Source organism: Cohnella algarum, from assembly GCF_016937515.1.
In the GTDB taxonomy this organism is placed as follows: domain Bacteria; phylum Bacillota; class Bacilli; order Paenibacillales; family Paenibacillaceae; genus Cohnella; species Cohnella algarum.
The window spans coordinates 2621203-2644480 of sequence record NZ_JAFHKM010000002.1 but is presented as its reverse complement, the minus strand read 5'-3'; the positions used below and the strand labels follow the sequence as shown (position 1 = coordinate 2644480).

Annotated in this window: 28 protein-coding genes; 2 read left to right on the top strand and 26 right to left on the bottom strand. The window is 55.3% G+C overall.

Going from position 1 to position 23278, the window contains the following annotated elements; translation table 11 throughout:
- Positions 1–7: 7 nt before the first annotated feature.
- Together mscL and JW799_RS12090 are read left to right on the top strand one after the other, a co-directional pair.
- Entirely contained in the window at positions 8–505 is a 498-nt protein-coding gene (mscL, locus tag JW799_RS12095; protein WP_176220642.1) for a large conductance mechanosensitive channel protein MscL, read from the top strand.
- Positions 498–1223, top strand: coding sequence for an NUDIX hydrolase (locus tag JW799_RS12090; protein WP_205429990.1), 726 nt, complete (start codon positions 498–500; stop codon positions 1221–1223). The genes mscL and JW799_RS12090 overlap by 8 nt, the downstream gene beginning before the upstream one ends.
- On the opposite strand, the gene JW799_RS12085 is transcribed toward JW799_RS12090, so the two are convergent.
- The 26 genes from JW799_RS12085 to JW799_RS11970 all read right to left on the bottom strand — a co-directional run bounded on the left by JW799_RS12085 (position 1112) and on the right by JW799_RS11970 (position 23267).
- On the bottom strand, positions 1112–2038 hold the full coding sequence (locus tag JW799_RS12085) for a hypothetical protein (RefSeq protein ID WP_205429988.1): 927 nt from the start codon (positions 2036–2038) through the stop codon (positions 1112–1114). The genes JW799_RS12090 and JW799_RS12085 overlap by 112 nt on opposite strands.
- An 86-nt stretch (positions 2039–2124) precedes the next feature.
- A complete protein-coding gene (locus JW799_RS12080) occupies positions 2125–2889 on the bottom strand; it encodes a DUF1906 domain-containing protein (protein ID WP_080833084.1) in 765 nt (254 codons plus the stop codon).
- A 70-nt stretch (positions 2890–2959) separates the two neighbouring features.
- Complete coding sequence (locus JW799_RS12075) at positions 2960–3577, bottom strand: glycoside hydrolase family 73 protein (protein WP_205429985.1); 618 nt, start codon at positions 3575–3577, stop codon at positions 2960–2962.
- A 552-nt stretch (positions 3578–4129) separates the two neighbouring features.
- Complete coding sequence (locus JW799_RS12070; RefSeq protein ID WP_205429984.1) at positions 4130–4486, bottom strand: hypothetical protein; 357 nt, start codon at positions 4484–4486, stop codon at positions 4130–4132.
- A 5-nt stretch (positions 4487–4491) separates the two neighbouring features.
- On the bottom strand, positions 4492–4647 hold the full coding sequence (locus JW799_RS28600; RefSeq protein WP_240353246.1) for a hypothetical protein: 156 nt from the start codon (positions 4645–4647) through the stop codon (positions 4492–4494).
- A 306-nt stretch (positions 4648–4953) separates the two neighbouring features.
- Positions 4954–5175, bottom strand: coding sequence for a DUF5348 domain-containing protein (locus tag JW799_RS30095; RefSeq protein WP_176220599.1), 222 nt, complete (start codon positions 5173–5175; stop codon positions 4954–4956).
- A gap of 12 nt (positions 5176–5187) precedes the next feature.
- Positions 5188–5991: an ExeA family protein gene (locus JW799_RS12055; protein WP_080832318.1), complete on the bottom strand. Its 804-nt coding sequence runs from the start codon at positions 5989–5991 to the stop codon at positions 5188–5190.
- Entirely contained in the window at positions 5988–7370 is a 1383-nt protein-coding gene (locus tag JW799_RS12050; RefSeq protein ID WP_205429525.1) for a DDE-type integrase/transposase/recombinase, read from the bottom strand. Before JW799_RS12050 ends, JW799_RS12055 begins: the two co-directional genes overlap by 4 nt.
- Before the next feature lie 172 nt (positions 7371–7542).
- On the bottom strand, positions 7543–8145 hold the full coding sequence (locus JW799_RS30090; protein WP_420830679.1) for a DUF6431 domain-containing protein: 603 nt from the start codon (positions 8143–8145) through the stop codon (positions 7543–7545).
- Between the two features lie 204 nt (positions 8146–8349).
- On the bottom strand, positions 8350–8496 hold the full coding sequence (locus JW799_RS12045; RefSeq protein ID WP_080833100.1) for an XkdX family protein: 147 nt from the start codon (positions 8494–8496) through the stop codon (positions 8350–8352).
- Positions 8493–8864 carry a hypothetical protein gene (locus JW799_RS12040; protein WP_080833103.1) on the bottom strand — a complete coding sequence of 124 codons (372 nt, stop codon included), beginning with the start codon at positions 8862–8864 and terminating at the stop codon, positions 8493–8495. Before JW799_RS12040 ends, JW799_RS12045 begins: the two co-directional genes overlap by 4 nt.
- 12 nt (positions 8865–8876) lie before the next feature.
- Positions 8877–11138 (bottom strand): pyocin knob domain-containing protein, encoded by a 2262-nt coding sequence (locus tag JW799_RS12035; RefSeq protein ID WP_205429983.1) that lies wholly within the window; start codon positions 11136–11138, stop codon positions 8877–8879.
- Positions 11139–11681: a YmfQ family protein gene (locus tag JW799_RS12030; RefSeq protein WP_176220643.1), complete on the bottom strand. Its 543-nt coding sequence runs from the start codon at positions 11679–11681 to the stop codon at positions 11139–11141.
- Between the two features lie 28 nt (positions 11682–11709).
- Entirely contained in the window at positions 11710–12822 is a 1113-nt protein-coding gene (locus tag JW799_RS12025) for a baseplate J/gp47 family protein (RefSeq protein ID WP_080833109.1), read from the bottom strand.
- Positions 12823–12890: 68 nt separating this feature from the next.
- Positions 12891–13016 carry a hypothetical protein gene (locus JW799_RS29315; RefSeq protein WP_275901460.1) on the bottom strand — a complete coding sequence of 42 codons (126 nt, stop codon included), beginning with the start codon at positions 13014–13016 and terminating at the stop codon, positions 12891–12893.
- Positions 13009–14358 carry a hypothetical protein gene (locus tag JW799_RS12020; protein ID WP_205429982.1) on the bottom strand — a complete coding sequence of 450 codons (1350 nt, stop codon included), beginning with the start codon at positions 14356–14358 and terminating at the stop codon, positions 13009–13011. Before JW799_RS12020 ends, JW799_RS29315 begins: the two co-directional genes overlap by 8 nt.
- 147 nt (positions 14359–14505) lie before the next feature.
- Positions 14506–15807 (bottom strand): IS1380 family transposase, encoded by a 1302-nt coding sequence (locus tag JW799_RS12015; RefSeq protein ID WP_205429816.1) that lies wholly within the window; start codon positions 15805–15807, stop codon positions 14506–14508.
- Between the two features lie 336 nt (positions 15808–16143).
- Entirely contained in the window at positions 16144–17592 is a 1449-nt protein-coding gene (locus tag JW799_RS12010; RefSeq protein WP_205428726.1) for a transposase, read from the bottom strand.
- A gap of 201 nt (positions 17593–17793) precedes the next feature.
- Positions 17794–18606 (bottom strand): hypothetical protein, encoded by an 813-nt coding sequence (locus JW799_RS12005; RefSeq protein WP_205429981.1) that lies wholly within the window; start codon positions 18604–18606, stop codon positions 17794–17796.
- Positions 18607–18610: 4 nt separating this feature from the next.
- Complete coding sequence (locus JW799_RS12000) at positions 18611–18907, bottom strand: hypothetical protein (RefSeq protein WP_205429980.1); 297 nt, start codon at positions 18905–18907, stop codon at positions 18611–18613.
- Positions 18904–19701, bottom strand: a complete 798-nt coding sequence (locus JW799_RS11995; protein WP_205429979.1) for a putative phage tail protein — start codon at positions 19699–19701, stop codon at positions 18904–18906. The genes JW799_RS12000 and JW799_RS11995 overlap by 4 nt, the downstream gene beginning before the upstream one ends.
- Entirely contained in the window at positions 19698–20810 is a 1113-nt protein-coding gene (locus tag JW799_RS11990) for a baseplate J/gp47 family protein (protein ID WP_205429977.1), read from the bottom strand. Before JW799_RS11990 ends, JW799_RS11995 begins: the two co-directional genes overlap by 4 nt.
- The gene (locus JW799_RS11985) at positions 20807–21259 is read right to left on the bottom strand and encodes a contractile injection system sheath initiator (protein ID WP_205429975.1); all 453 of its coding nucleotides are present in this window, start codon (positions 21257–21259) and stop codon (positions 20807–20809) included. Before JW799_RS11985 ends, JW799_RS11990 begins: the two co-directional genes overlap by 4 nt.
- On the bottom strand, positions 21252–21671 hold the full coding sequence (locus tag JW799_RS11980; protein WP_205429973.1) for a hypothetical protein: 420 nt from the start codon (positions 21669–21671) through the stop codon (positions 21252–21254). The genes JW799_RS11985 and JW799_RS11980 overlap by 8 nt, the downstream gene beginning before the upstream one ends.
- Positions 21664–22629, bottom strand: a complete 966-nt coding sequence (locus tag JW799_RS11975; protein ID WP_080833126.1) for an XkdQ/YqbQ family protein — start codon at positions 22627–22629, stop codon at positions 21664–21666. The genes JW799_RS11980 and JW799_RS11975 overlap by 8 nt, the downstream gene beginning before the upstream one ends.
- Positions 22626–23267, bottom strand: a complete 642-nt coding sequence (locus tag JW799_RS11970; protein ID WP_205429970.1) for a LysM peptidoglycan-binding domain-containing protein — start codon at positions 23265–23267, stop codon at positions 22626–22628. The genes JW799_RS11975 and JW799_RS11970 overlap by 4 nt, the downstream gene beginning before the upstream one ends.
- Positions 23268–23278 lie beyond the last annotated feature (11 nt).

Genomic DNA, 23278 nt, shown 5'->3' with positions numbered 1-23278 from the left:
GAATCGGATGATTAGCAATATGCTGAAAGAATTCAAAACGTTTGCCGTTCGCGGGAATGTCATCGATCTTGCGGTCGGCGTCATCATCGGGGGCGCGTTCGGCCAAATCGTCACGTCGCTCGTGAACGATATCGTGATGCCGCCGATCGGACGTTTGCTGGGCGGGGTCGACTTCAAGGATTTGTTCTGGCGGATCGGGACGCTGCCGGAAGGGTTCGAGGGGGATCCGAAGATTCTCGCCGACGTCAAGGGCGCCGGGGTGGCGGTCATCGCCTACGGCCAGTTCGTGAACGTCGTCATCAACTTTCTGATCGTCGCTTTTGCCGTGTTTATGCTCGTGAAGGCCATCAATCGGTTAAACCGCAAAAAAGAAACGGAAGAAAAGCCGGCGGAACCGACCACGAAGGAATGCCCGTACTGCCTGTCCGTCATCCCGCTCGCCGCGACGCGCTGCGGACATTGCACGTCCGAGCTTTCCGGCGCGCACGGGGCGGAGCATGCTTAAGGACAATCGGCCGCCGGAATATTTGGACGTTTATGACGAGCAAGGCAACCGGACGGGCACCGCGCTTCGAAGCGAGGTTCACGCCCGCGGGTTGTGGCATCAAACGTTTCATTGCTGGCTCGTCCGCCGCGGCGAGGACGGCAAAGCCTATGCGGTCTTTCAGCGGCGCAGCGCGGACAAGGATACGAATCCCGGCTGCTTCGACATTACGGTCGCCGGCCATTTGGCGGCCGGCGAAAGCGTGCGGGACGCGGCGCGGGAGATGGAAGAGGAGATTGGCTGGTCGGTGCCGTTCGAGGAGCTTGTCCCGTTCGGCATCGTGAAGGAAGAAAGCGAGGGCGAGGTTGCGGGGCGGCCGGTCGTCGACCGGGAAATCAGCCATGTGTTCGGCTGCGTCGCGGACGTGCCGCCCGCCGGCTTCCGCCTCCAGCGCGAGGAAGTAGCCGGGGTGTACGAGGCGGAGGCGGACCTTCTCATCGCGCTGATGCGGGGAGAAGTCGGGGCCGTTGGGGCGCAAGGCGCGGAACCGGACGAGGAAGGCGACGCCTTGCGCCCGGCGAGCGCGACGGTGACGGCCGACAGCTTCGTCCCCCGCGACCGCGGTTATTACATCCGCGTGTTTCGTTTTCTGCGCGAGTTGGCGTTTGCGGACCGCGGCAGTTCCGAGGGCCGCGAGAATTCCGAGGGCGGCGAGGGCTCCGAAGGCCGCGAGGCATGACCGATTCGCCGGATGGCGACCGGCTCCCATTCGAGCTTGCCGCCCTTCAGTTTTCCTTCCCGCCACGTCCGGCCCGCCGCATCGTAAAAGATCACTTCCAGACGGCCGTCGCCGTCCGTGTCCCAGACGCGGAAGGGGCGGCCGTCGTCCATCGGGCCGTAGCCGCGGCTGTCGCCGACGATTCCCCAGTCGAGCAGAACGCCTTTTTCGCGCGCGCCTGTTCCGGAACCGATCCGCGCCTCCGGCTGCCCCAGCCGCCAGCTGCCGTCCGACGCGCGGTAATGCAGCACTTCGCGTTCGTCGGCCCAAAATTTTCCGCACCAATGTCCTTCCCCTTGCCGAAACTGGCCCTGCCCTTCCCAATTCCGGTACCAGCGGTCGATCATGCCGTGAATGTTGTAAAACACGGTGTTGCGGGGCGCGACGTCGAAATCGTTAAGATCCGGTTCGCCGTACAGCCTGGCGGCTTCCTGATGAATGCAGCCGTGTATGCCGGACGACTCCAGGAAACGCCCGAATTCGTCCGCCGAACGGAACGTATCCGGGCGAAAAACAAGGCGCGCCTCGGCCCCCTGATCGTAGCAGCGCGACTGGCGGATCGGCTCCGGCACGTTCGTCCAGGGCTCGACCAGCCGGGGATCGTAGCCGCTGCGCCGATACCAGTCCAGCGCCCGCGCGATGAAGTCGCGATGGAATTCCAGAAACTCCCGGCCGTAGCCGATCGGGATTCGGTTCGGATCGCTGATATGATGCCGATGATGCCAATGCATATGCTCCCGCAGCAGATCGGCGGGGAAATTCGGAATCGTCGGCATGGCGCCGGCACGCTCCCTTCCAGGTCCACTCGGACGTTCTACTTGTTGCAGTATATGTCCGGCCTGGGCGGAAGCGTGCATGCCGCTTAAGATTCGACCGGGAGGCCGGCCGCCTTGCGCACTTCGTTGGCAAGCCGGTTGAACTCGGCTTTCGATGCCGCGGACGGAGCCGCAAACCAGGCCGCCGAAAGGAAACGAATGATTTTTTCCGCATCTTCCTTGCTCATCGCGATCTCTCCCTCTTCGTTATCGTTTTGCGTCTCTCCGTTCGCATTCCACCAGCCTTCGCCTCCGTACGATTCGTTCAAATCGACGGACATGCCGGCCAGTCTCACTTCGTTCGAGTATTGGTAAATGTTTGCGCGGGCGCTTTTGTTGCCGCGGCTCCAGGCGTAGGTTTGCCAGAAGTGCCGGCAGGCGCCGCGCCTGGCCATTTCCTCGATGACGGCGTAGGAGCCGTACACGCCGACCGTATAGTTCGGCAGTTGGGCGGCCGCCGCCTTCAAGTAGGCTTCGATCGCGTCGTAGTCGCCGGGCTGCGCGTCGTAATCGACGGCGAAATAAATGGCGCTCCCCGCGGGCTGCCCGATCAGCTCCGCTTCGGCTCGGGCGGACGCTCCGTCGGCCCTACCGTTCGCTGCTCCGCCCGCCGGGCGATTGGCCGTCGTCTCGTAAACGGACACGACCATCAGGCCGGCGCTCGCGATCGCCGCCGCTTCGGCGCGCGTTAGCCGCTTCCAGGCGTAGCGCGCCGGAACGAGGTAGCGCGCCGCGAAGCGGTAGCCGGAAGCGGCCAGCGCCTTGGCTGCGCTGGCGGTAATCGGCGTCGCACAGTCGATTCCTTTTGTCATTTTTTTGCTTGCCCCTTTTTCAATCGCTTTTTCCCCTATCGCTGCTTGCCGTCGGCGCCTCCCCGAGTTATTAGCCGCTCAGGGGAATGCCGGCAGAAGCCCGGAGCTCGTTCGCCAGCCGGTTGAACTCGCTTCTGTCCTCGTCGGTTACGGCCGCGAACCAGCCCGCCGACAGAAACCGGATGATCGCTTCCGCGTCCTCCGCGCTCATCCGGTACGGTTCCTCTTCTTGCACGGCGTCGTATCGGTACAGGTCGTAGGCATCCATAATCGCGATCAGCTTGTCGGCGTAATTCGGATCCGTCGCATATCCGGCGGCGGCCGCAGCCCTGGCGGCCGTTTTGCCGTCGGCGTTCAACACCTTCGCGTAGCGAGGCCTCGTCAGCAGCAGGCTGTGGTCCGCGATCGACTGGCTCCAGTCGTGATACGCCCGGAAAGCCGCGTCGACCGTCACCGTCTGCCCGTTTACGACCTCCCGCGTCGGCATCGTCACGCTGCCCGCCGGGCCGGTGCCTTTGATGCCGAACAGGTTGTTCGCCTTCTGCGTCAACCCGCTTCGGCCCCAGTTCGACTCCAGCGCCGCCTGCGCCAGCTTCAGCGACGCCGGTACGCCGTGCGTCCGCTGATCCGCCTGGGCTTGGGGCAGCACCTTCGCGAAAAAGGCCAGTTGGGTGGAGTTGTCGGCCATCGTGGCGCCTCCTTTCTATATTAGAAATCGTCTTGTCTTGCTTGGGCTTGGACGGAATTCTATTTTGACTGTTTGCGCTGTTTGGCTGTCCTGAAATCATCTCAAAATCGGGTTTGTCCCTATTTTATGCGGCTTGAGTCTGGATCGGAACGGCAATCGTCATGAGTCGGGCGTTCTTGGGAGGGAAGAGGGATGGCTTGCAGAGTACAGCGATAGGCATTTCATAAAAAAAGAAAAAGCCCGCCTAGTAGAGGGGGGTAATAATTGGTATAATTTAGATGTACAACCGCCTTGGGTGGGATAGACGCTGGCCTCTGAAAGGAGGTCGGTGCCTATGCAAACAACGAAAATAACCCGCCCTTAGGTTGGCGCCTGGGGAGACGGGTTATTTTCGCTCATATTCACAATTCGAGGCCTTCCCAATTCAAGCGTTGTGCGGGAGACGGACCGCCATCCGTCTCTTTTCTTGACTTTATTTTAAAGCGTATGTTGCGAAATGGCAAGATTGAAGAAAAAAACGGGCTGGGCGATGCATCACTTTTCCCATCAGCCTCACAAGCCCTGGCTCTCTTTCGCAGCCTCGTCCGCTTTGTTTCCCCCGGCCCCCGGTTTGCTTGCCCCCGGCGGATTCAGCGCCTTGTTTTGCATTTGCCCCGCCGCGGCCGCCACCAGAAAACCATTGGCCAACGCCAGAGCGTACACGCGCCAATCCGCATATTCGTTGCTGACCGCAAGCTGCGCCATCAACAGAACGAGAAAAGCGACCGCCACCGCGTAAAGATCCGTCGGCAGCCATTTGACCAAGCGGCTTACCGGCTCTTTCGTATATTGTACGATCAGAAACGTCAACAAAGAAGCTCCCCCCATCGCGGAGAGAGCCTGCCACGTAAACAATTCCCCCGAATCCATTTATCTCAACCTCCTTGCCCGTCCAATCTGTCGAGCCGTTGCAACGCCTGCTTCGCCGACTCCTCCACCCTCGTGACCCGCTCCGCCAACGCGTCGAACCGCTGCCCTTGCGCCCTCTGCTCCAATCTTACGTCGTCCACGCCTCGCTTGATGTATTCCATGTCGGCTCGGAGCAGGGCGTCCTGGCTGGCTTCGGCGACTGTATCTTGTCGAAGTGCCCGAGACCTCCCGGCCCAGCCAATAAAAATTCCGCTAATAGCGGCAAAAGTCGAAATGCAGGCTCCGATAATGGATAGTGATGTACTCAACCCTCCCACCCCCTTTAGTTAGCTGTCATCAGCCACTTTAATTGACGGTAGATTCGGAACCGCCAATGACGGTGGCTTTTTGCTTTCCTCACCGCCGTTTCGGAGACAATTATATTTCGCCTTTGTTTGTCGGCGTAAAAAAACTGCTCCGAAGAGCAGTTAGAACAGCGGTCGGACGCGGTACTTGGCATGTCGGTGGAGCCAGAACTTCGAATTTCCAAACTTCACGTACCAGTCCGTATCGAGCTCAAGGTTGGATGGCAAGAAGTGCTTTCCTACTTGAATCATCACGGCATCACCACAACGTAGCGAGCAAAGCAACTCTTCTCCATCGTACACGTTCCAACGCTCGGTATCTCCATGAAATCGTATCTCATTCATATTTGTCATCCCTCACTGTTCCTTAAATTCAGCTAGGATCCTCGTCACATGGACGGTATCAATCATTTTGTCTTTTCGCAGCACTGCATCCAGAAGCGCAGCGGTGCAGACGTTATTTATCTCTCGGCATATCCCCCGAGCATGCGCGTATATGGCGTCCATCGCTTCTGTCGTAAACACCGGCCCTGTACTTCCGGCAACCTCCAATTGGTGGGAGATGTAATCGCGGCACTCCTCGAGCGACAAGCCTTCCAAATGAAAACGCACGTTCATCCGCTGTGTAATCGGCTTGAAGATTCTCAGTTGCAACGTGGCCTGTAGTTCCGGCTGTCCAATGAGCAGCAGGGCAAGCGGCGAAATCGAGTCCATACGAAAATTCGTCAAAAAGCGTATTTCTTGCAGCATGTCTCCTGAAAGCAGGTGCGCTTCATCCACGACAATAACGGCGACCTTCTGCTGGTTCTCGTACAAATCCCATACGAGGTGCTGGAATTGCCGTTTGGCTTCGCTGCGCAGAAACTTGGGCGGCAAGCCGAAGTGGTGGAGGAGTTCACGGTAAAAGTCCCTTGGTTTCAGATTCGCATCCGACAGATAGATAAACCGGTACTTGTTCGGATCCAGTTGGTCTTTCAAGTAGCGAACGGCTGTCGACTTGCCGCAGCCAATTTCACCGGTGACGCAGCCAATCGAGCGAGTCATCACCATATACTGCATCCGTGCTACACATTCTTCGAATCGCTTGGAGCGGTGCAGATGCCGTGTTTCAATCTCCCGGGTGAACGGAACGCGCTCCCACCCGAAGAAACCACGAATCATGAGCGATTCACCTCTTTCATCGCTCGCGAAAGCGCAGCGCCTTGCGCTTCGCGGGTCTGCCGTTTCTGTTCTTCCACCAATAATTCCACATAGTTGAGGCCCGTCTTCGGCGGTTGCATGACGGCCTTCGGTTCATCCTGCTTCGGCCGGTTTTTCGGATCGCGGAGCTTCATTGGCTTCGCGTCTTCATAGCGCTGGCCGTCCTTCCACACCTGGATGACGGACAGGTCGTGCGGATCGAATCGCACCTGAATCTTCGAGCCGGCAAGCTCTGTCTGGACCTCGAATATCGTGCCCAGCAGCGAGATGCATCCCGTTTTGTCCACTTTGCGGGATTCCTCCAGCAAGAATACTTCTATGAGTTCATGCGGCGGCAACATGCGAATCGGGTGGTCGTCTTTTTGGTATCGGTCGACTGGGCGCTGCTTAAAGCTGTTGTGGACTTTCTGGTGGTAAGCAATCTCAAGCCACGCCGAGAAGAATCGATTCAAATCGTTAAGCGTCTGGATCTTCCCTTGTTCAATCAGGTCGTATGCCTCCGGCACAAAGCTCTGGTCGACAAATCGGAAGAACTTTTCTTGCTTCCCGCGTCCCATAGGACGTCCGGGGCGAGTATGCTTAAGCTCTGCCCCCAGTCGCCCGCAAATCCGCTCAAAATGGTGTGAAGAATAGATGGCGCCGTTATCGACATAGATCATTTCCGGCACTCCGTTCTTTAAAATCGCCTTCTTCAGGCAATCCTCCAGCCGGGCCACACGTTCCTCGAAATAGAACTGGCCATGCACAACGAAGCGAGAGTAATCGTCAATGAAAATAACCAGATAGGCCATGACCTTCTTGCCGGGCTTGTCCGGATGCGGAAGGTAAAGGGTATGCTGCACATCGCCTTGCCACATGCTATTTCGGTGCGTGGCTTCAAACCGGCGAAAGTGGCTCCACCCCGTATTCAGTAACGCTTTGCGCGTGGCGCCGCGGCGGCGAAGCTGCTTGCTAAGCGTGCTTTCTTTCAGGGTGCCGGGGGCCACGAATGCCGCCAGTTCCAGAATCGCAATAATCTGCCTGACGCTTCGGCCGGGTTGCTCCTGCTTTAAGGCAATCGCTTTGGCAAGCACATCCTCGGGGATTTCCCTGGTCGTGAGTTTGTCTGCTCGGACGGAGGGCAACAGCGCCTCCCATCCGCCTTCGCGATACGCTTTTAAATATCGCTCAAGCGTTCGTAGACTAATTCTCCTTCGCTGTCCCGACGACGTTTCATACTCATGGCTTACAATTTCGCGCATCAACGCCATCTGTTCTCCGGGATCCAATTTGCGGCTAACCAGTGATGCAATTAAGCCATAACGGAAGTTGGCTTCTTGCTGCCTTGCTTGCTCATCCATGCTAAATCTCCTCTCCCTGTGGTCTATGAGAGTATCGCATAGACGCTAGAAGCCAGGGAGGGCGCATATTTTGTGGGATCAGGAGGGCAACTTGCCGTCCAGGCGATTTTTAAAGCAATTTTGGAGGCGATTTTCGTTTGCCTTGCTCCTTGGCGGTGGATGCTGAAGGGATTTATAAGCGTGATGCTACAGGTAACCTCGCATTTAGAAACGTCCAATAGCCCCGTCTGGATGCGCCAGCGGGGATGAATCGGGGTAACAGTTTGTCCAGCCAATCCAATGTATCCATTGGCGTTGGGTTCATCATGGTGGGGTAAAGGTGGAGCATATCCGTGTCGTCCCCCTGGGCTACGAGTTTCCCAGCAACCCATAGTGCTGCATCCGCTGCGCGGCGCAGATGTCTTGCCCACCAGCGTTTCAACGTACGGCGGCTATAACGCACGGCAGGAGTTGTTGTGCTTTCTGTCGTCTGCCGCCAAGAGAATCCCTTGTGCTTGCGCTTTAATGCCGCTTCTCGCACCCAAGTCGCATACCGGGCCCATGGAATCAGGAACTCCGGCAGGAGGGAGATTGTTATTCTACAGGTAGGACAATATCGACGGTAGATCGGGATCTGGATGACCTCATGCTTCGTCACAATTCCTCGCCAATAACGACCGTGTTTATGGAGAAGCCGACCGCAGTTTTCACAGCAGAGCTGGACGTCAGGAGATTGATTTCCGAATGTGCGTAAATAAGCCTTGCAAGAAAGGCCGAAATAAAGTATTTTTGACATGATGAAGTGAATGCTCCCGGGGATCCTCGCCAAAGGTTCGGGAGCATTTTCCTTTTTAATCGACAATAGCCTAATCCACCGTCATTGTACAGAAGGGATTAGGCTATTGTCGGCTGTTTATTCGGTTTGGCTCCGCCACACCGAATGGCGAATTCATGCCTTTTTCCCGCCATAAAGTCAGGCGGCGAACAGTTAGCGACTCGCCTATACCTCGGAAATATCGTACTCCTCACCTGTAATTGCCTTATATTCTGCTGGTGTGATCACATTATATTGAACATACTTTAGTAAATGTGGCTTCTTGGCCCAACCTTTTTCATAATAGTATTTAATTCGTTCGAAATTGCTCATGTCCCCGTCTCCTCTTTCAAACCTGCTATCCTATGCTTTAATTCTAGAATTTGTTGATTCAAAATTTGATTTGCATAACGAAGTTCTAAGACATCAAGTTCACGATTCACGATTTGTTCGCCAATCGCTTCAAAGTCTGACGGCGGCAGAGGAGGTCGACCCAGATTTTCCTCATTTAATTCCATTTGCGTCTTATGGCGAATCGATTTTCCGTCTAATTTATATAAATGCGCATTGGAACTATAAACTTGCCATTTCTCAGTTGTAATTGGTAAGGCAGACTGAGGAATATCTAAACCATGAATTTCATCGACATAAAATCCTGCAATATCTCCATCATCACTAAAATCAACGAAATATTTTGGCATAGTATTCCCCCCTTAATGTCCTATAGCAATCCAATCAATTGTTCGTGCTCCATCTGAATTGATATGACTTAACCCAAAATTGCTGTTCGTTAAATTAAACACATTAGCAATTCCTCCTGCAGCAGCTCCTGTCGTTTCAATAGTTGCTATTACTGAACGAAGAGAGGTTGGAAATGTAATCGGAAACGTTACTGTCGTACTACTCATCGTCGCTACAGACGGCACCCTACCCCATTGAATGATCAACCCACTATTTAGTTTCTGGTAACCATTCGGCGACGCATTTAAAGGGCTATTTCCACTGTGCCAGATAGGCCACCTATTTTGTCCGTTATTACTCTCAATCTCGGGGTCAAATTCACTTGGTGCTTTCCGAATAGTAACTGCTCCACCAATTCTTTTATACAAGCGGGTTCCATCATAGAAAGAAACACCTTGTCCGTCCCCCTGAATAGAAATTTCGCCCGTGAATACCGGATTGTCAGTCATGGCGGTAGTCTTCCAAGAAGTCCATCCTCCTTCCGTCGGTCCCCCCAAACTCGACGGATTGCCTGATCTTATATATATCTGGGCGGTATTGTAGCGAACAATAATCTGAACAATTGTATCTCCCGAAGCTTGAAGAACTAGCATTTGACTGTATCCAACATCCGGAGGTGAATTCGGATGTGTGCCGTTAAGACGATGAAATCCCGTTTGGGTAACGGTATTAAGGTCTACGTTATTAACCAACTGATTCGTTACCGCAAGTTTATCAAGTTTAACTTTATCCATAGCACTCATAAAACCCGCTGCGGACATAGTAGCGGCAGCGTGCGCAGCCCCTCCTGCACCTACATGTGAAGAAGGCACTGAATCTACAATCCCATATCCAGACAAAGTGGTTGGTCTACCGGTAAGTTCGGAAAAAGCGACATTGCCCCATGCAATGCTCCCTGCGGTCGAACCGGCTTTAAGTACTTTAGCATTGTTCGAAGTGCCAGTTGCCGGAACGTGAAGATTCCCGTCGCCAGTTGGGTGAGTATAGTTGTTGGCTCCAGTGGCTATACCATCCAACTTGCTCTTGTCCCCCGCACTCATAAATCCGGCTGCGGAAGCGGTCGCCGCAGCATGCGCAGTCCCGCCAGAACCGACATGCGATGAAGGCGCCGCATCGGTAATCCCGTATCCGGATAATGTTGTCGGTTTACCGGTTACCTCGGAAAAAGCAACATTTCCCCATGCAGCGCTCCCTGCGGTCGAACCGGCCTTCAGCACTTTGGCGTTATTCGTTGTACCGGTAGCCGGTACATGAAGGTTGCCGTCACCGGTAGGGTGCGAGTAGTTGTTTGCACCAGCGGCAATCCCATCCAACTTGCTCTTATCCCCCGCACTCATAAATCCAGCGACAGAAGTAGTGGCCGCAGCATGAGCCGCCCCTCCAGAACCAACGTGTGCCGATAAATTGGCCTGAACGCCATTAGCCTTGGTCGTTGCATCTGTGGCCGCAGATGTAATCGCCGCATCCACCTCCGCCTTACGCGCAATATCATCGGATGCGGAAGGCGCAGCCACCTTCGCTCTCCCGGCCGCATCCCGCTGCATAATCGCATTAGCCGTTGCCGCTGCTGTCGCGCCGTGTGCGCCCGTAGTCGCATCCATGTGCCCCTTTGCCGCCTCAAGCGTAGTAGCCGGAGCCGTCCTCCAACTGCTTTTGCCCGTGATCGCCTTGATCATATAACCTAAACCGCCGAACAAGCCGGTCAACGTGCCGCTATCTCCGGCAGGAGCCGTCGTATCCGTTATCGTCCGATTGCCGACGACGGCATCCGTAGCCGAGCCAGCGCCGCTAACCAATTCGAAGGTCAATGCGGTCGTGCCAAGGACAATCGAACCGGTTGTGGATAGTCGCCACTGTTTTTTCCCGTTGGATGTGCCCTCTTTAACAAAAACGGAAAGACCGCTCGCCAATTTGCCGCTCTGATCTGCGTCTGCCGCCCGCGTCCAAGTTCCCTCCGCCGCCGTGTAAATGCCGTTCTGGCTTGCGGTCGTCTGGTTTTTGACCAACACCCGATCGCCCGCGGCAAGCGCGACTCCATCCACAGTCTGCAATCCGGATATCGTAATATTAGCGGTCGTCGCCGCCCGAACTTCGGCGTTAATCGCTTTTAAACCGAGCGCGGCGTCAATTTTGTCCCAGTTATCATTCAGCATCGTCTCGATGTTAAAAGTGTCGGCGCCGTCGGTGGCCGGGTTTTTCTTCAATAGATTCCATAACGTTGTAAATACCGACATTTAAACTCCTCCCTCCCCATCCAAAAACGGCGCAAAATCCGTTAACGGGTGGCTTTGAAGTTGATTGATCGTCATTTGATTCACTTCCGAGACGGTAAGATAGCGATAAGCGAACTGAACGTCGAGATGGGCCGGCTTCACTTCTTCGATAGCCGCTTTCAGATCGTCGATATTTGGCGGCAATCCGACATTGTCGACGAATTTAACCGTAAAACGGTAAAGCGCTGGCTGTTGGGTAACTTCGATCTTTCCGTTAGTGTACGACTCTCCGATGCTTTTCAGCAGCTCGATTGTTACCGTGCCGGTTCCGCGAATTTTGGAAATCAGGTTGCTCCTCCGTTGGTCGACCGGTTTGGTTTCGTCCGTCTCGATGCCGAACTCTTTTTCCCACACGTCCAATCCCCAAGTAGCCGTCGCCACAAAAAACTGCGCCAACGTCTCGTCCAGCGCCCGTTGCAGGTCATCCAATTCACTGCCTTGAGCATCTGCAATCGAGCTCATGATTCGAGAAGTAGCATAGTACCCCGGCAAATAAGTCAACATCTGTCGGCCGCGAACGCTTTCTAACGTACTAGACACTGACGTTCACCGTCCCGGGAACAGCCACTTGGCCTAAAGCGACCTCAATATTGCCGGTTCCTTCGTTCAATTTGAGATCGGTTACGTCCACAATTTGCGGAATGTCCAGCAAAATCGCCGAGAGCCGAGAGTACCTTACAACGGAGTCGGAAAAAGCCAACTCTTTCAAATAATCGCGTAAAACATCGCCAATTGCGTTTTGGGCTTGAATCAAGGAAGCTCCGGTTGCAAGCGTCAATTTGGCGCTGACATGAATCGCAATTTCCGCAGCGGGGGCTACGGTCACGGTTGCGCCGATCGGCGCTTTTCCGCTTCCGATTGCAGGGTCCGGAGCAATGTAATTCTGCACGGCCGTAACGAGATCGGCGGACGCCGCCCGTTTTTCGCGATCGATAATAAAAACTTTGACCGTTCCCGGACCGTTCCACAATGGCTGAACCTGCACGCCTCCGACGCCGTCGACTTCCAGCCCCCATTGCAGATAGTCCGCCTTGTTGCCGCTCGTTCCCGGGCTCCGAACTTTCAGCATCAGTCGTTCCAGGAGCGATTCGTCGCTCTCGGCTTCCGTTCCGCCGGTCGTCGGAGCCGGATTGAAAATGCCGGTGACCCCCGGCACGGCGGAAACGGGAATATTGATCGCCTCTACCGCCACGTTGCCCAGGCTCCCCGCCTCCACGGCCTTGACGCTGATCAACGCTGCCCCATCCATACCCAGGATGGCTTCGGCCTCCGTCTCGAATTCAATCGAGGCTGTCCCGCTGACGGGATCCGCGGATGTGGCGACCCGCGTTCCTGCCGGAACGGTTGTCCCTGGTTTGCCAAGAAATTGAACCTGACCTTTCGCCGCCACCGCCGGACGCCGCGCAATCCCGTGCTCCTCGCAGCGCAAGTCGAGATAGCTGCCGAACGTTGTGGAAGCAAAGCCGCGCTTCAACACCTCTTGGGCCCAATTTGCGGACAAAAACAATTCATACGCCGCCGGAGCGAGCGAATCCCAAATAAATGAGCCTTCCGACTTGTCCACCTGATCCGGCACGCGCGCCAGCATCCGCTGACGAATCGCCTCTTCCGTCTGATCCTGCAAAAAATCCGGCAAAACCGCCATACCGTCACCACGCTTTCTTTGCTTTAAGAGATAGAAAAAGCCCCGCCTAAGCGGAGCTTGAATTGCATTTAGTTTTCCGTGTCCGTTTCGAAGTCGGAAAGACCTTCTTCCCGCAGCTTGCTTTGGTACGGTTCCGGGATCTCCCCAAGACGCTTCAGCTTCTGCTGAACCATGTACCGGTAAAGATTAAGCATTGGCGCCACCTCCTTCCAACGCGGCAACACGCGCCTCAAGAGCGGACACCTGCGCCACAAGCATCATGATCAGTTCCGCCGACGCCTCGCCGTTTTGCAAGACCAGGAGAATCGTTTGTCCCAAGTCCGCAAGTACCGGAGGTTCGGAAAAGCTATCAAGCTCCTGAGCAGATACGCCCCGTTGAATGAGCCATTCTCGCAAAGTCGTCATATCCATCGGATCAGCCCCCAGCGCCTTGACGCGTTTGTAAAGTTCCGCGATTGCGTTGACGTTTACTCCGGTTGTCGTCTCTACGTCGGTAACTTTTTGGACCAGAGAGTCGACGACCGTTTTTTGATTCGTATTGTAGCTGGCGGTTGCTTCGACCGCATTGGTCGTCATTTTGTGGCGGTCGAGGGCGATGTAGGTGACGGTGTATTCGGCGGTGGGGTCGAATTGAGCGTTAGGTATCGAGGCATACTGATTGCCGTTCTGGTTGTTAACGTCATTTTTCCAAACCCAACCATCATCCTTGATACCGTTCCTGTAGATTGCTATAGGTTGATCAAGCCGATACTGCAAAGGGCAATCCGGAACATTTGAAGACGCCCCCTTTTCATTGATGTACCAGTTTAAATTTGTCGAGTGTTGTTTTGGGACGATCTTTTCCCGCACAATCATGCCTTCGAGCAGCTCGATCGTATTGCCACCGTCATGCAACCCGATCGCCCCCTCAAATCCTTCGACAGTCTCCGTGACCGTCTTCGTAAGCTGGTACGACAGCCGGTAATAATCAGAGCCCCCACTCGTAATGGCCTTAGAGGTTATCGTCGGGACAATCACTACGGATTCGGAGTTGTCCTGTGCGTTCCATGGTACCCATGTTTTCACGCCACTTCCGTTGTAAGGCTGACCGTAGTTACCATCGTTCATCTTCCAACCGTAAAAGAAAGCTTTAATTTCCACCGCTGTGGGTGAATAATTTTCCCCCCAGCCGGACTCGGTGTTTGCCACACTAAAAACAGTAGACGTTGCAGACGTAATAAATTGGTTTGCAGCAGTCATATTAGCTGCTAATGTGGATACTTTAGACAAAATAGATCCGTCAAACTTTAGTGCAAATGCTTGAGTTAATACATCACGAGCGTGAACAATACTTGTTGTAAATACAGACTTAAAGCCAGAAAAATTTGTGCTTAATGCCCATGTCAGCGATCCATCAAATGCAACATCTGTTTGCCATCGCCGTGTACATTCTCCTGTTTTGATATCGAAACTATCACGTACACTACCGTCATTACTGGAAGCAAGTTTAATTGGGATATAAATATAATCCTGAATTTCGAAAGCCCGTAAGTCCAAGATAACGTGGTGATGCAAAAGGAGTACGGGGTGTAAAAATGTGGGTATTTTCCATTCCTGTAGGATTCTTTCGCGATTTACGGATGGTTCTTCCCCCTCCCCAGTGAAGGGGCAAGTTCATTTTCCATGTAACTTTATGGATATTGATCATTCCAGCAAGGCCACTTTGGTCTCGATTCGCTTCCAGGCGTAGCGACCAGCGAAATCTTTCATCAGCTTCAATACGACGGAGCGGCCGTGCCGAATGAGCGTCGCTGCGCAATGAAAGAACTCCAAGCGAAAACGGGCGATCGTATAGCCTTGGTGAATGGGCTCGCAACAGTCGCGTTTAAATCGCTCAAATAAGTTGTAAGCGAGCAGCTTAATGAGCAAGTCCAACTCATTGGCATTGAAATCGCTCGTGGCGATACGGTCGATTGAGAAGCCGTTTTTGGCTTCCTTGATGTAGTTCTCCATGCAGCAGCGTTGGTTGTAAAACCGCCATAGATCAATCGCTTCCCATTCCAGGTTGGTCACGATGGCTTCGTATTGCCAATCGGAATCAAACACGATTCGGCCTTGGCCGTCTTCGAATACTTGCGCTTTGCGAATAACCGCTACACGACGCGCCTTGCTCCAAGATGTCGCTTTGTAGATCAAGCTGATTCCTTCGATGATCCAATCCTCGTCCACAAAGCGTGTCCAATAACGGCAAGCCTGGACTTCACTGGCGAGCCGCTGAGTCCATTTGAGCTTGCCGACGTAACCGATTCCTTGGCCTTCCCAGAGGCTATAGAATTCTTCGCCGCCGAAGCCTTTGTCGAATCGACCATACTTCACCTTGCGCTCGCCGAGAAGCTTGAAGGTTTGCTGCAGAAAGGCGGCGGCGTCAGTGGAAGAGTGGGTGTTGCCCGGCCGTAGGACCGCGTTCAGATTCAAGCGAGTTTGTCCTTCAAAGGCCAGTAACGGATGGTAGCTTTTACGTCCGGGCTTATGTGGATTCGTACCCTTGGCCGCGCCGGTCTGATCGCCGTACACTGTCTCCACCGTGGAATCCAGATCGAGAATAAGGTCAGACGGTAAACATGGTCGGATGATCTCTTGATTGAGCAGCCTCAGCTCGGTTGCCAGCTGCGGACAGGTTCGGCCCAGTCTCCCCAGTTCCTTATACAACAGGCTATGATGTGGACAACGTCCGCCAAGGAAACGGAGTAGCAGCGCGTCAGACTTCAACCGACGAAAATGGAAAATTCGCTCGCAGCCGAGCATCCAGCCGACGATGAAGTAGAGCAGAATTCGATGAACAGGGAAAATCGCATTGTGCGCTTTTCCGCCAGAGAGGTTGCGCATTGCTTCGGTCAGCTTGATTTTTTCGAGAAAGGCCAGAAAGATTTTGACGCCACCGAAGCTTGTGGCGTTTTGCAGTGAAAATTCGCTCTTGATTTTGCTGATGGCTGTGGTAGACTTCACCTAAAAGGTGCTCCTCTCTTTGGGTGATGTGTTCTCGACAAACACCATTCTACCAAAGATTTGGAGCCCTTTTTATATTTTCAGAGAGTGGAACTTTCGAAATTCAGGATAATCTTCGTTCCACGGCTTAAACGATGCTGGAAGATCCAACGCTGTCCCTAAGACAAGCATAGGATCAGTAAATACGTATGTCCCGCTAGCGCCTGATCGATTATAGAAATATAGCCTTAAGGTTACCGCGTTTGGTGGAGTGGTAAACGTTGTACCGGCAGAAGATGAAATATACGCCCCAGACTCATCCTGAAACTCAATAAAGAAATTTAAAAGTCCGGTGATTTAGGTCAGTTGTAACCGTCTCTTCGGCATAAAAAAAGAGGAAAACAACCCAACCAGCGCCGAAATGAGCAGGTCCGACACTGCCTCCATCATCACGGATTTCGGTTTTGGACATGCCAAAACACCGGTTTGTGGTCGCTTTTTCTTAAACCGGCACAGTCTTTTCAGATTTTGAACGATGGCCGTGAGCACCGCCTGCTCTTGCATGCAGTCCAGTCCACGGCTCCGTGCGCGGCCCAGGCCATGCGCGACTTTGCTTTCGGCAAACACATGCTCGCACCGCGTCCGCAACTTTTGCAGATGACGGTAAGAACCCATAAGCTGAATTCGTTTGGCTTTGTTTCGAATTTGGATTTCCCGGATTTTGGCCAGCCGTTTGCGTTGTTTCTCCGGATCGTTCGTTTGACGTTTCCAAGCAGGTACATCTTCCAGTGTCAGGTTGCGAAGCGAAACCAGGGGAACAATCCCTTGCTCGAACAACGCTTGCAGATAATCTGTCGTACCGTAGGCTTTATCGGCAGAAAGCGTCCGAATCCGGATTTGCGGATGGGCAAAACGGATCGCGAAGAGCTGCCGCAAGCTCGTTTCACGCTCAGCCGTTCCGGACGCGATGCTCGCTTGCGTAGACAGAATGACGCCGGATTTGATATCCGTCACATCATGCACCAAATACCGCAAATGCGCTTCCTGACCGTTGCTCTTTTTGTACAAGCGGGCATCCGGATCCGTTACGCTGCGGTGGGTCTTGTTCGAGAACGTTTTGCCATGAAAATCTTCATGCGTCGCTTCGTCTTCCAGCAGCCGCTCTTTTTGCGCGGGCGGTGCGGGCGGCTGTCGGTCATCATCGGAATCATGGGCGACACCACCGGTCTCTTCATCTTGCCGGGCCATGCGAGCCAAATAGTCTTCAATCGACTCCACCGGGGCCAGGGTGATTTCTTTCAAGCTGTGAATGGATGCGTTGGCCCGTACCTGGGTGCCGTCGACGCCGACATGCACATCGGGTTGGACCAGTCCCGCGGCGATGCACTGATCGACGACATGTTTCATCAGCTTCTCAAAAACACCGTGCGTTCGCCACAATTTCCGGGTCTTCACCAAGGTCGTCCGATCCGGCAGGGACGGCCGCGATGAGTCCGGGCGCACGACGGATTCGAAATCCAGTCCGCAAAACCACAAATAGCCCGCATGCATGGGCAACAGTTGATACAATTCCCGTTCGGAATGGTTGAACAAATACGAAAGCAGCATCAGTCGAACCATCCGCTCCGGGTCAGCCGCCGGGCGGCCGGTACGTTCCGTATATAGAGGCGCCACCCAATCATGAACGATGGAAAAATCAAGCGCTTCGTTCAGTTGGCGCAGGATGTGCTTTTTCGGCACGAGTTCATCCATATCCACGAATTGGAACATCTGAGGCTGGATAGCCGATGACTTGCGGGCTTTCATACCTAATCACTCTTTCGATAGTCGTGTTACGATATTAATTCGACAAAACCGTGATAAAAGCCTGCTTACGCGGACTTTATCACCGGACTTTTAAATTATAATTATTACTTAACGTATATTGTTGATTTGGTATGCAGGATATCCTGACCGAATTATATTGATTAGGCCCCGTCGCGTTTAGGGTGATTGAATATGGTTCGTTTATAACCGTATTTGCATGAAGTGTCCATTCGGAAAACGGCGGAAGCAAATTTTTTCCTGTCTTCCGGATCGCCCCCCCTGAAGGTGCTGGGCGCTATCCACGTAGGGGAAATACGCCTCAACGTCTGTTATCGAAGTGCCGATCGCAGCGTATTCCGAAGCACTAACCTCATACAAAGCAATTCCATCATACCAGCACTCGCCTAATCCATTAGATGCGTAAACGTGAACGGTTAAAGTAGTAATTTTCGGTACGAACTTACGGTAACCGAAAATCCATGTCTGACTCGTATTATAGAGGACAACTTCCTGTGCTCCCAACCCGAAATCTACAGCAATGCGAGCCTGGGCAGATCCATCTGATCTTGCGTACCCCATGAACAAATATTGCTTAGTCGTATCGACCGTAAAAGTTTTAGACTTATATAACACTCCGGAAATCGATGAAGAAACTTTAAGGCTTCTGTTCCCAAATTTAGCGTGAGTTGAATCCGAAACAGCCGTTATGGATACCGTTCCTCCATTAAAGCCGCCTATCCCATCTTCAAAGTTGCATTCTTTACCGAACAAGTTCACCAACGTCCGCCCATAAACCGTAGCGTTCAACGGCGAGGCCTGATCCGCCTGGATCACATTCATCCCATGCCGCAACGTGACGGTCTGCCTGGCCGAATCCTCGAACTGCGCGTGCGCATCCGCGATGCCCTGCTCCATCCGGTTCAGGTTGGCGGCGGACAGCGGCGTGCCCTGCTGGATAACCTGGCCGCTCCCGTCGACGACGTGGTCGAGCCAATTCGTTTTCGTGTACGCCATTTCGCTACACCTTCTTCAACGTATATTTGAATGCCACAAGCAGCCCGTTCACGCCGGGCTTCGAGATGCTGTCCGGCTGATCGTCGAACACGGCTCCGGCCGTATCGATCAGTTGGAACTTCGTGATCGTGCCGCTCACCCCGTCCGGCAAATACAGATAAAACGTAATGACGTCGCCGCTGCGCTCGGTTTTGAAGATCGGCGTCGTATGCGTCGCGGACCCGATGACATAACGCCCTTCCTTGATCAACCCCTGCAAGTAATCCTTCAGCTTCGTATGTCCTGCCGCCGTAATGCTCACAACTTCACCCCCGTCCCCGCGTTCGCCTGCCCCGCAAGCCGATAATTTTTCGTTGCCCGCTCCGCCGCGCCAGAAGCCGTCAACACGGTCGCCCCTTCCGCGAACAGCGTTTCGAGCTCTTCTTCCGAGCCCGCCGCAGCCTTGCCCGCGAACCGGTAAGGGCGCTGACTCCGCTCATAGCTTTGCGCGACCGTTAACGCCGGATCGTACAGCCGGCCCCGGGTCGAAGGTTCTGGCCAAGTCCCGCAAAGCGTCCCGCCGGCAAACGGAATGCCGTATACGTACCGCCGGAACTCATATGCCAATTCCAGGCTCCCCGGGTAGACGAACAGCGCCCGGAACGCGGTCCCCAGGTGAGCATGGATCAAATTTTCGATTTGGGTATAAAAGCTTGGATCCGTAATAAAAGCATTCTCAAACGTAAACACGATCGTATGCGCCGCCGCGTCCATCGTGACCGAAACCGGCTTTTGCGTGTAGGCTTCGGCCACGCTTCGGAGCACGGACGCGGAAAAAGGAGCCGAGCCCCGCAGTTTGGCGAGAATACGCCTTCTCCGCGTATCCGCATCGTCGTTTTCCGAAACGGGCAGCCCGACCGTCTCTTCCCAATACCGCAGCCCCCAAGTGGCGGTAACGACGAAAAACTGCTCCAGCGTCCCGTCCAGCGCCTCCCGAAGCCGATCCAACTCCAGGCCCTGCGCGTCCAAAATGGAGGCCATCACCTTCGACTGCTCGTAAAATCCCGGCAAATAGCCGAGCATTTCCTTTCCTCGCTCGCTCGTTATCTCCGTCATGCGAACGTCACCGCGCCTTTGACGGCAACGCGATCCGAAGCGACCGCGACGTTGTCCGCCGCTCCGTTCAGCAGCAAGCCGGAAAAATCGGAAACGCCCGGAACGTCCAGCAGCATCGCGCCGATCCGGACGTATTTGACGGAGGGATCGGAACTGAACGCGATATTCCGCAAATATTCGGTCAGCCGCGCTTCAAAAACGTTCCGAACCTCGACCAAGGAAGCCCCGGCCGCCGGCACGACCGTCGCGGATACGTCGATCGCAACCGGCTCCGCCGACGCAACCGTGACGAAGGCGCCTACGGGCGCCTTGCCTTCGCCAAGCCCCGGCACCGGGCAAATGTGCCGCTGAACCTCCGCAACGAGCGAAGCGGAGGCGGGCGACTTGTCCTCGCCAAGAATGACGACCTTGACCGTCGTCGGCCCGTTCCACAGCGGCAGCGCGATCGCCGCTCCGACGCCGGGCACCTCCAGCGCCCAGTTGATATAGTCCGCTTTGTTGCCGCCGACAGAAGGCGAGCGAACCCTTGCAAAAAACCGCGCCAGCAGCGCCGCGTCGTCCTCGGCATCCAGACCGCCGCCTATCGGCTCGGGATTGGCGACCGAAGCGATGCCGGGAACGGGCGTGACCATAAGCGCGATTTTCCCTGCCGATACGTTGCCCTCGGTTCCCGCTTCGACCGCTTCGATCGCGACCGTCGCCGTTCCGTTTGCATCGAGCATGACCGGGGCCACCGTCGCGTATTCGATCGACGGTGTTCCTGTCACCGGATCGGCGGCGGTCGCGAGCACTTGCCCGGAGGGCACGTTCGTTCCCGGCTCCCCGACGAACGCAACCTCGCCCGAAGCCTTGACCGCGCCCAGCCGGGAAATGCCGTGCTCCTCGCAGCGCAAATCGAGATAGCCTCCGAAAGTCGTCGACGCGAACCCGCGCCTCAGCACCTCCTGCGCCCAACCCGCAGACCTGTACATCTCATATGCCGCAGGAGCAAGAGCATCCCAAATAAAAGAGCCTTCCGACTTGTCGATCTCCGGCGAGATCCGGCCCAGCATCCGGCCGCGAATCGCTTCCTCCGTCTCGCCCTGCAAAAAATCCGGCAAAACGCTCATCCCCCGTTCACCACGCTTCCCTGCAGCAATGCCTTCTCGTCCCGCACGCTTCGCGCCTCGCAGGCGAAGAAGCACTTCTCCCCTTGCCATTCGAACGAAAAATTTCCGACCGCCTCGGTGCGCGGGTCCGTCATGAGCGTTTCCGTCGTGATCCGCAAAATTTCGCTCTCGACGGCGGAACGCGACAGCCCGAGGCCGATCAGCGTTTCGAACTCCTGGCCGTAGTCGCGCGAGTAGACGAGATGGCGGTACCGCTCCGTCTGCAGCGCCTTCCGGCACCATTCCAGCCACGCGTCCGCCCCTTCCGCCTCGGCGATTCGGCCTGTCGGCGTCAGCACGAACTCGCCGGCTTCGTAATCGAAGCGCACGCCGCGCCCGAACCGGACTTCGCTCTCCTCGACCTCGGCTTCCGCCGCAACCGCTTCTTCCTCCGGAAAAAGATTAGCCACCCGCTCCCACCACCTTGCATACGACGACGGCCTGGCTACCGCCCAACACCGGAACCGCCAGCACCCGGTCGCCGGCGCGCAGCCCCGCCTGCCAGTTTACGCGGACTTCCTTCACTTCCGTCTCGTTAAAATCGAATCGGGCCGGCTGCGACGTCGCTGCGCCGGGCAGCGGCGTTCCGTCCGCCTGAACCGGGGACGTCATCGTACCCGTCAGCGAAAATGGCGGGATATGCAGCGTCGCCATCCCGTCCGCCACCATATAGTCGGGAATGGCATGGTTGAACGAGTCGAGCTTCAGCCCGCCTCCCGTAATCGTCCCGAGCTCGGCCGGCAACCCCGACACCGCCTTCGAAGCAAGGCCGGACATACGGGTTTCCAGCGTCGAGACGAGTTTTTGAAACGGATCAGACACACCAATCCCTCCTCACTTTAGCTTCCGTGGACAACTCCAGGTCCATATGCCCCGGCGTCCCCAGCCGATGCTTGACATAGTGGACGATCAGGTTCATTCCGTTCAGCCGCACCTTGTCCCCCGCGCGAATCGTATTGATGTCGGGAGCCGTCACGGAAAAGGTTTCCTGCAAGCCCATCAGCACGTTTTTGGCGGCTTTCTGCGCCTCGGCGACCGTCTCGATCGTCGAGTCCTGGATCACCTTTTGCAGCGTTCCGTACTTCGCCGTTTCGCCCTTGACCACTGCCAGCACCGGCGACAGCTTGTCGTCGCCCTTTTGGCAGCCGAGCACCTTCACCTGCGTGACTGCCCCTTCGAGCGACCGGTTCTGGGATACCGTCTCCGCTTCCGTCAGCTCCCATACGTCCCCGTTGCCGCCGATTTTGACCAGCGACAGCCCGTCCGGCGTCATGCGGGCGCGGTACAGATCCCCGCCTTTTTCCGCCGTCTCCTTCAAATCGCCCTGAATCATCGAAAAAATCGACTGGCTGCGCTTGACGCCCCGGGCGAGCGTAATTTTCGTGTCGGGGACGTCGCCGACGGGAATGTTCCAGTCTTTGGCGTACAGCTTCAAGCGCTGGGAAGCCGTCTGTCCGGCGGGCATGAGCCGCTCGTCCTCGGATTTGGCCAGATAGATGGTCCGGTCATAAACCGTTGCCGTCAATCTTTTGCTTCCGCCTGTGAAGCTTGAACATTCCCACACCATGCCGGGATGCAGCAAATATTTCATGCCCTTCGCGCCATAAGGAATGCCGGAAATCCGAATCGCCTGCCCGGGTGCGATGGCCGGGAAGTCCGGCGTCACCTTGAACTCGATGCGGGCTCGGTATGCGATTTCCTCCAGCGAATCCTCCAGCGTAATCTCCTCGATCAAATCGCGAAGATAGAATTTGTCGCTGAGCACCACTTCGTAGCTCATGGCATCACCAGCTTTTGTCCGGGGAAAATCCGGTTCGGATCGCTCCCGATTTGGGCTTTGTTTTTCTCGTAAATAGCCGACCATTTGGAGCTGCTGCCAAGCTCCCGTTTCGCGATGCCGGACAGCGTATCTCCCGAAACGACCGTATACACTTTGGGTACCGGCTTCGTATCCGGCCGGGCGGCCTTGACCGTCTGGCCCGATACCGCCGCCGCAGCCGCCGCGCCGCGCACCTTCATGTCCCGCCAAGTCCGGAAAGTGACGTCGAACGCGATATCGTCCGGTTCGCCGCCTCGAAACATCGACGTGTGGGCGGCGACGTACACCAGAACGTTGACCCCTGTATCCGTCACCAGCAAGCGGACGGGTTGCCTGCTGTTCATCCAGATCGTCAGCTGGTTCATGGCGGTCCGGGGATCCGGCAGATCCTGGTAGCGGCAGTAGGAGGGATCGTACGTTTTTGGAAAAAAGGAAGAGAAGGCGATTTCTTTCACCTTCTCTTGCTGAGCCGCGTCCACTTCGCCGAGCGACAAAATGTTGAACGTCTCGAATTGCTTGTCGCGCCGGATCGAAATCTCCTCCGGATTTACTGGAAAATGAAACTTCTCCCCGGAAGCGTCGATCAAATAAATGTCCATGGGCGCTCCCC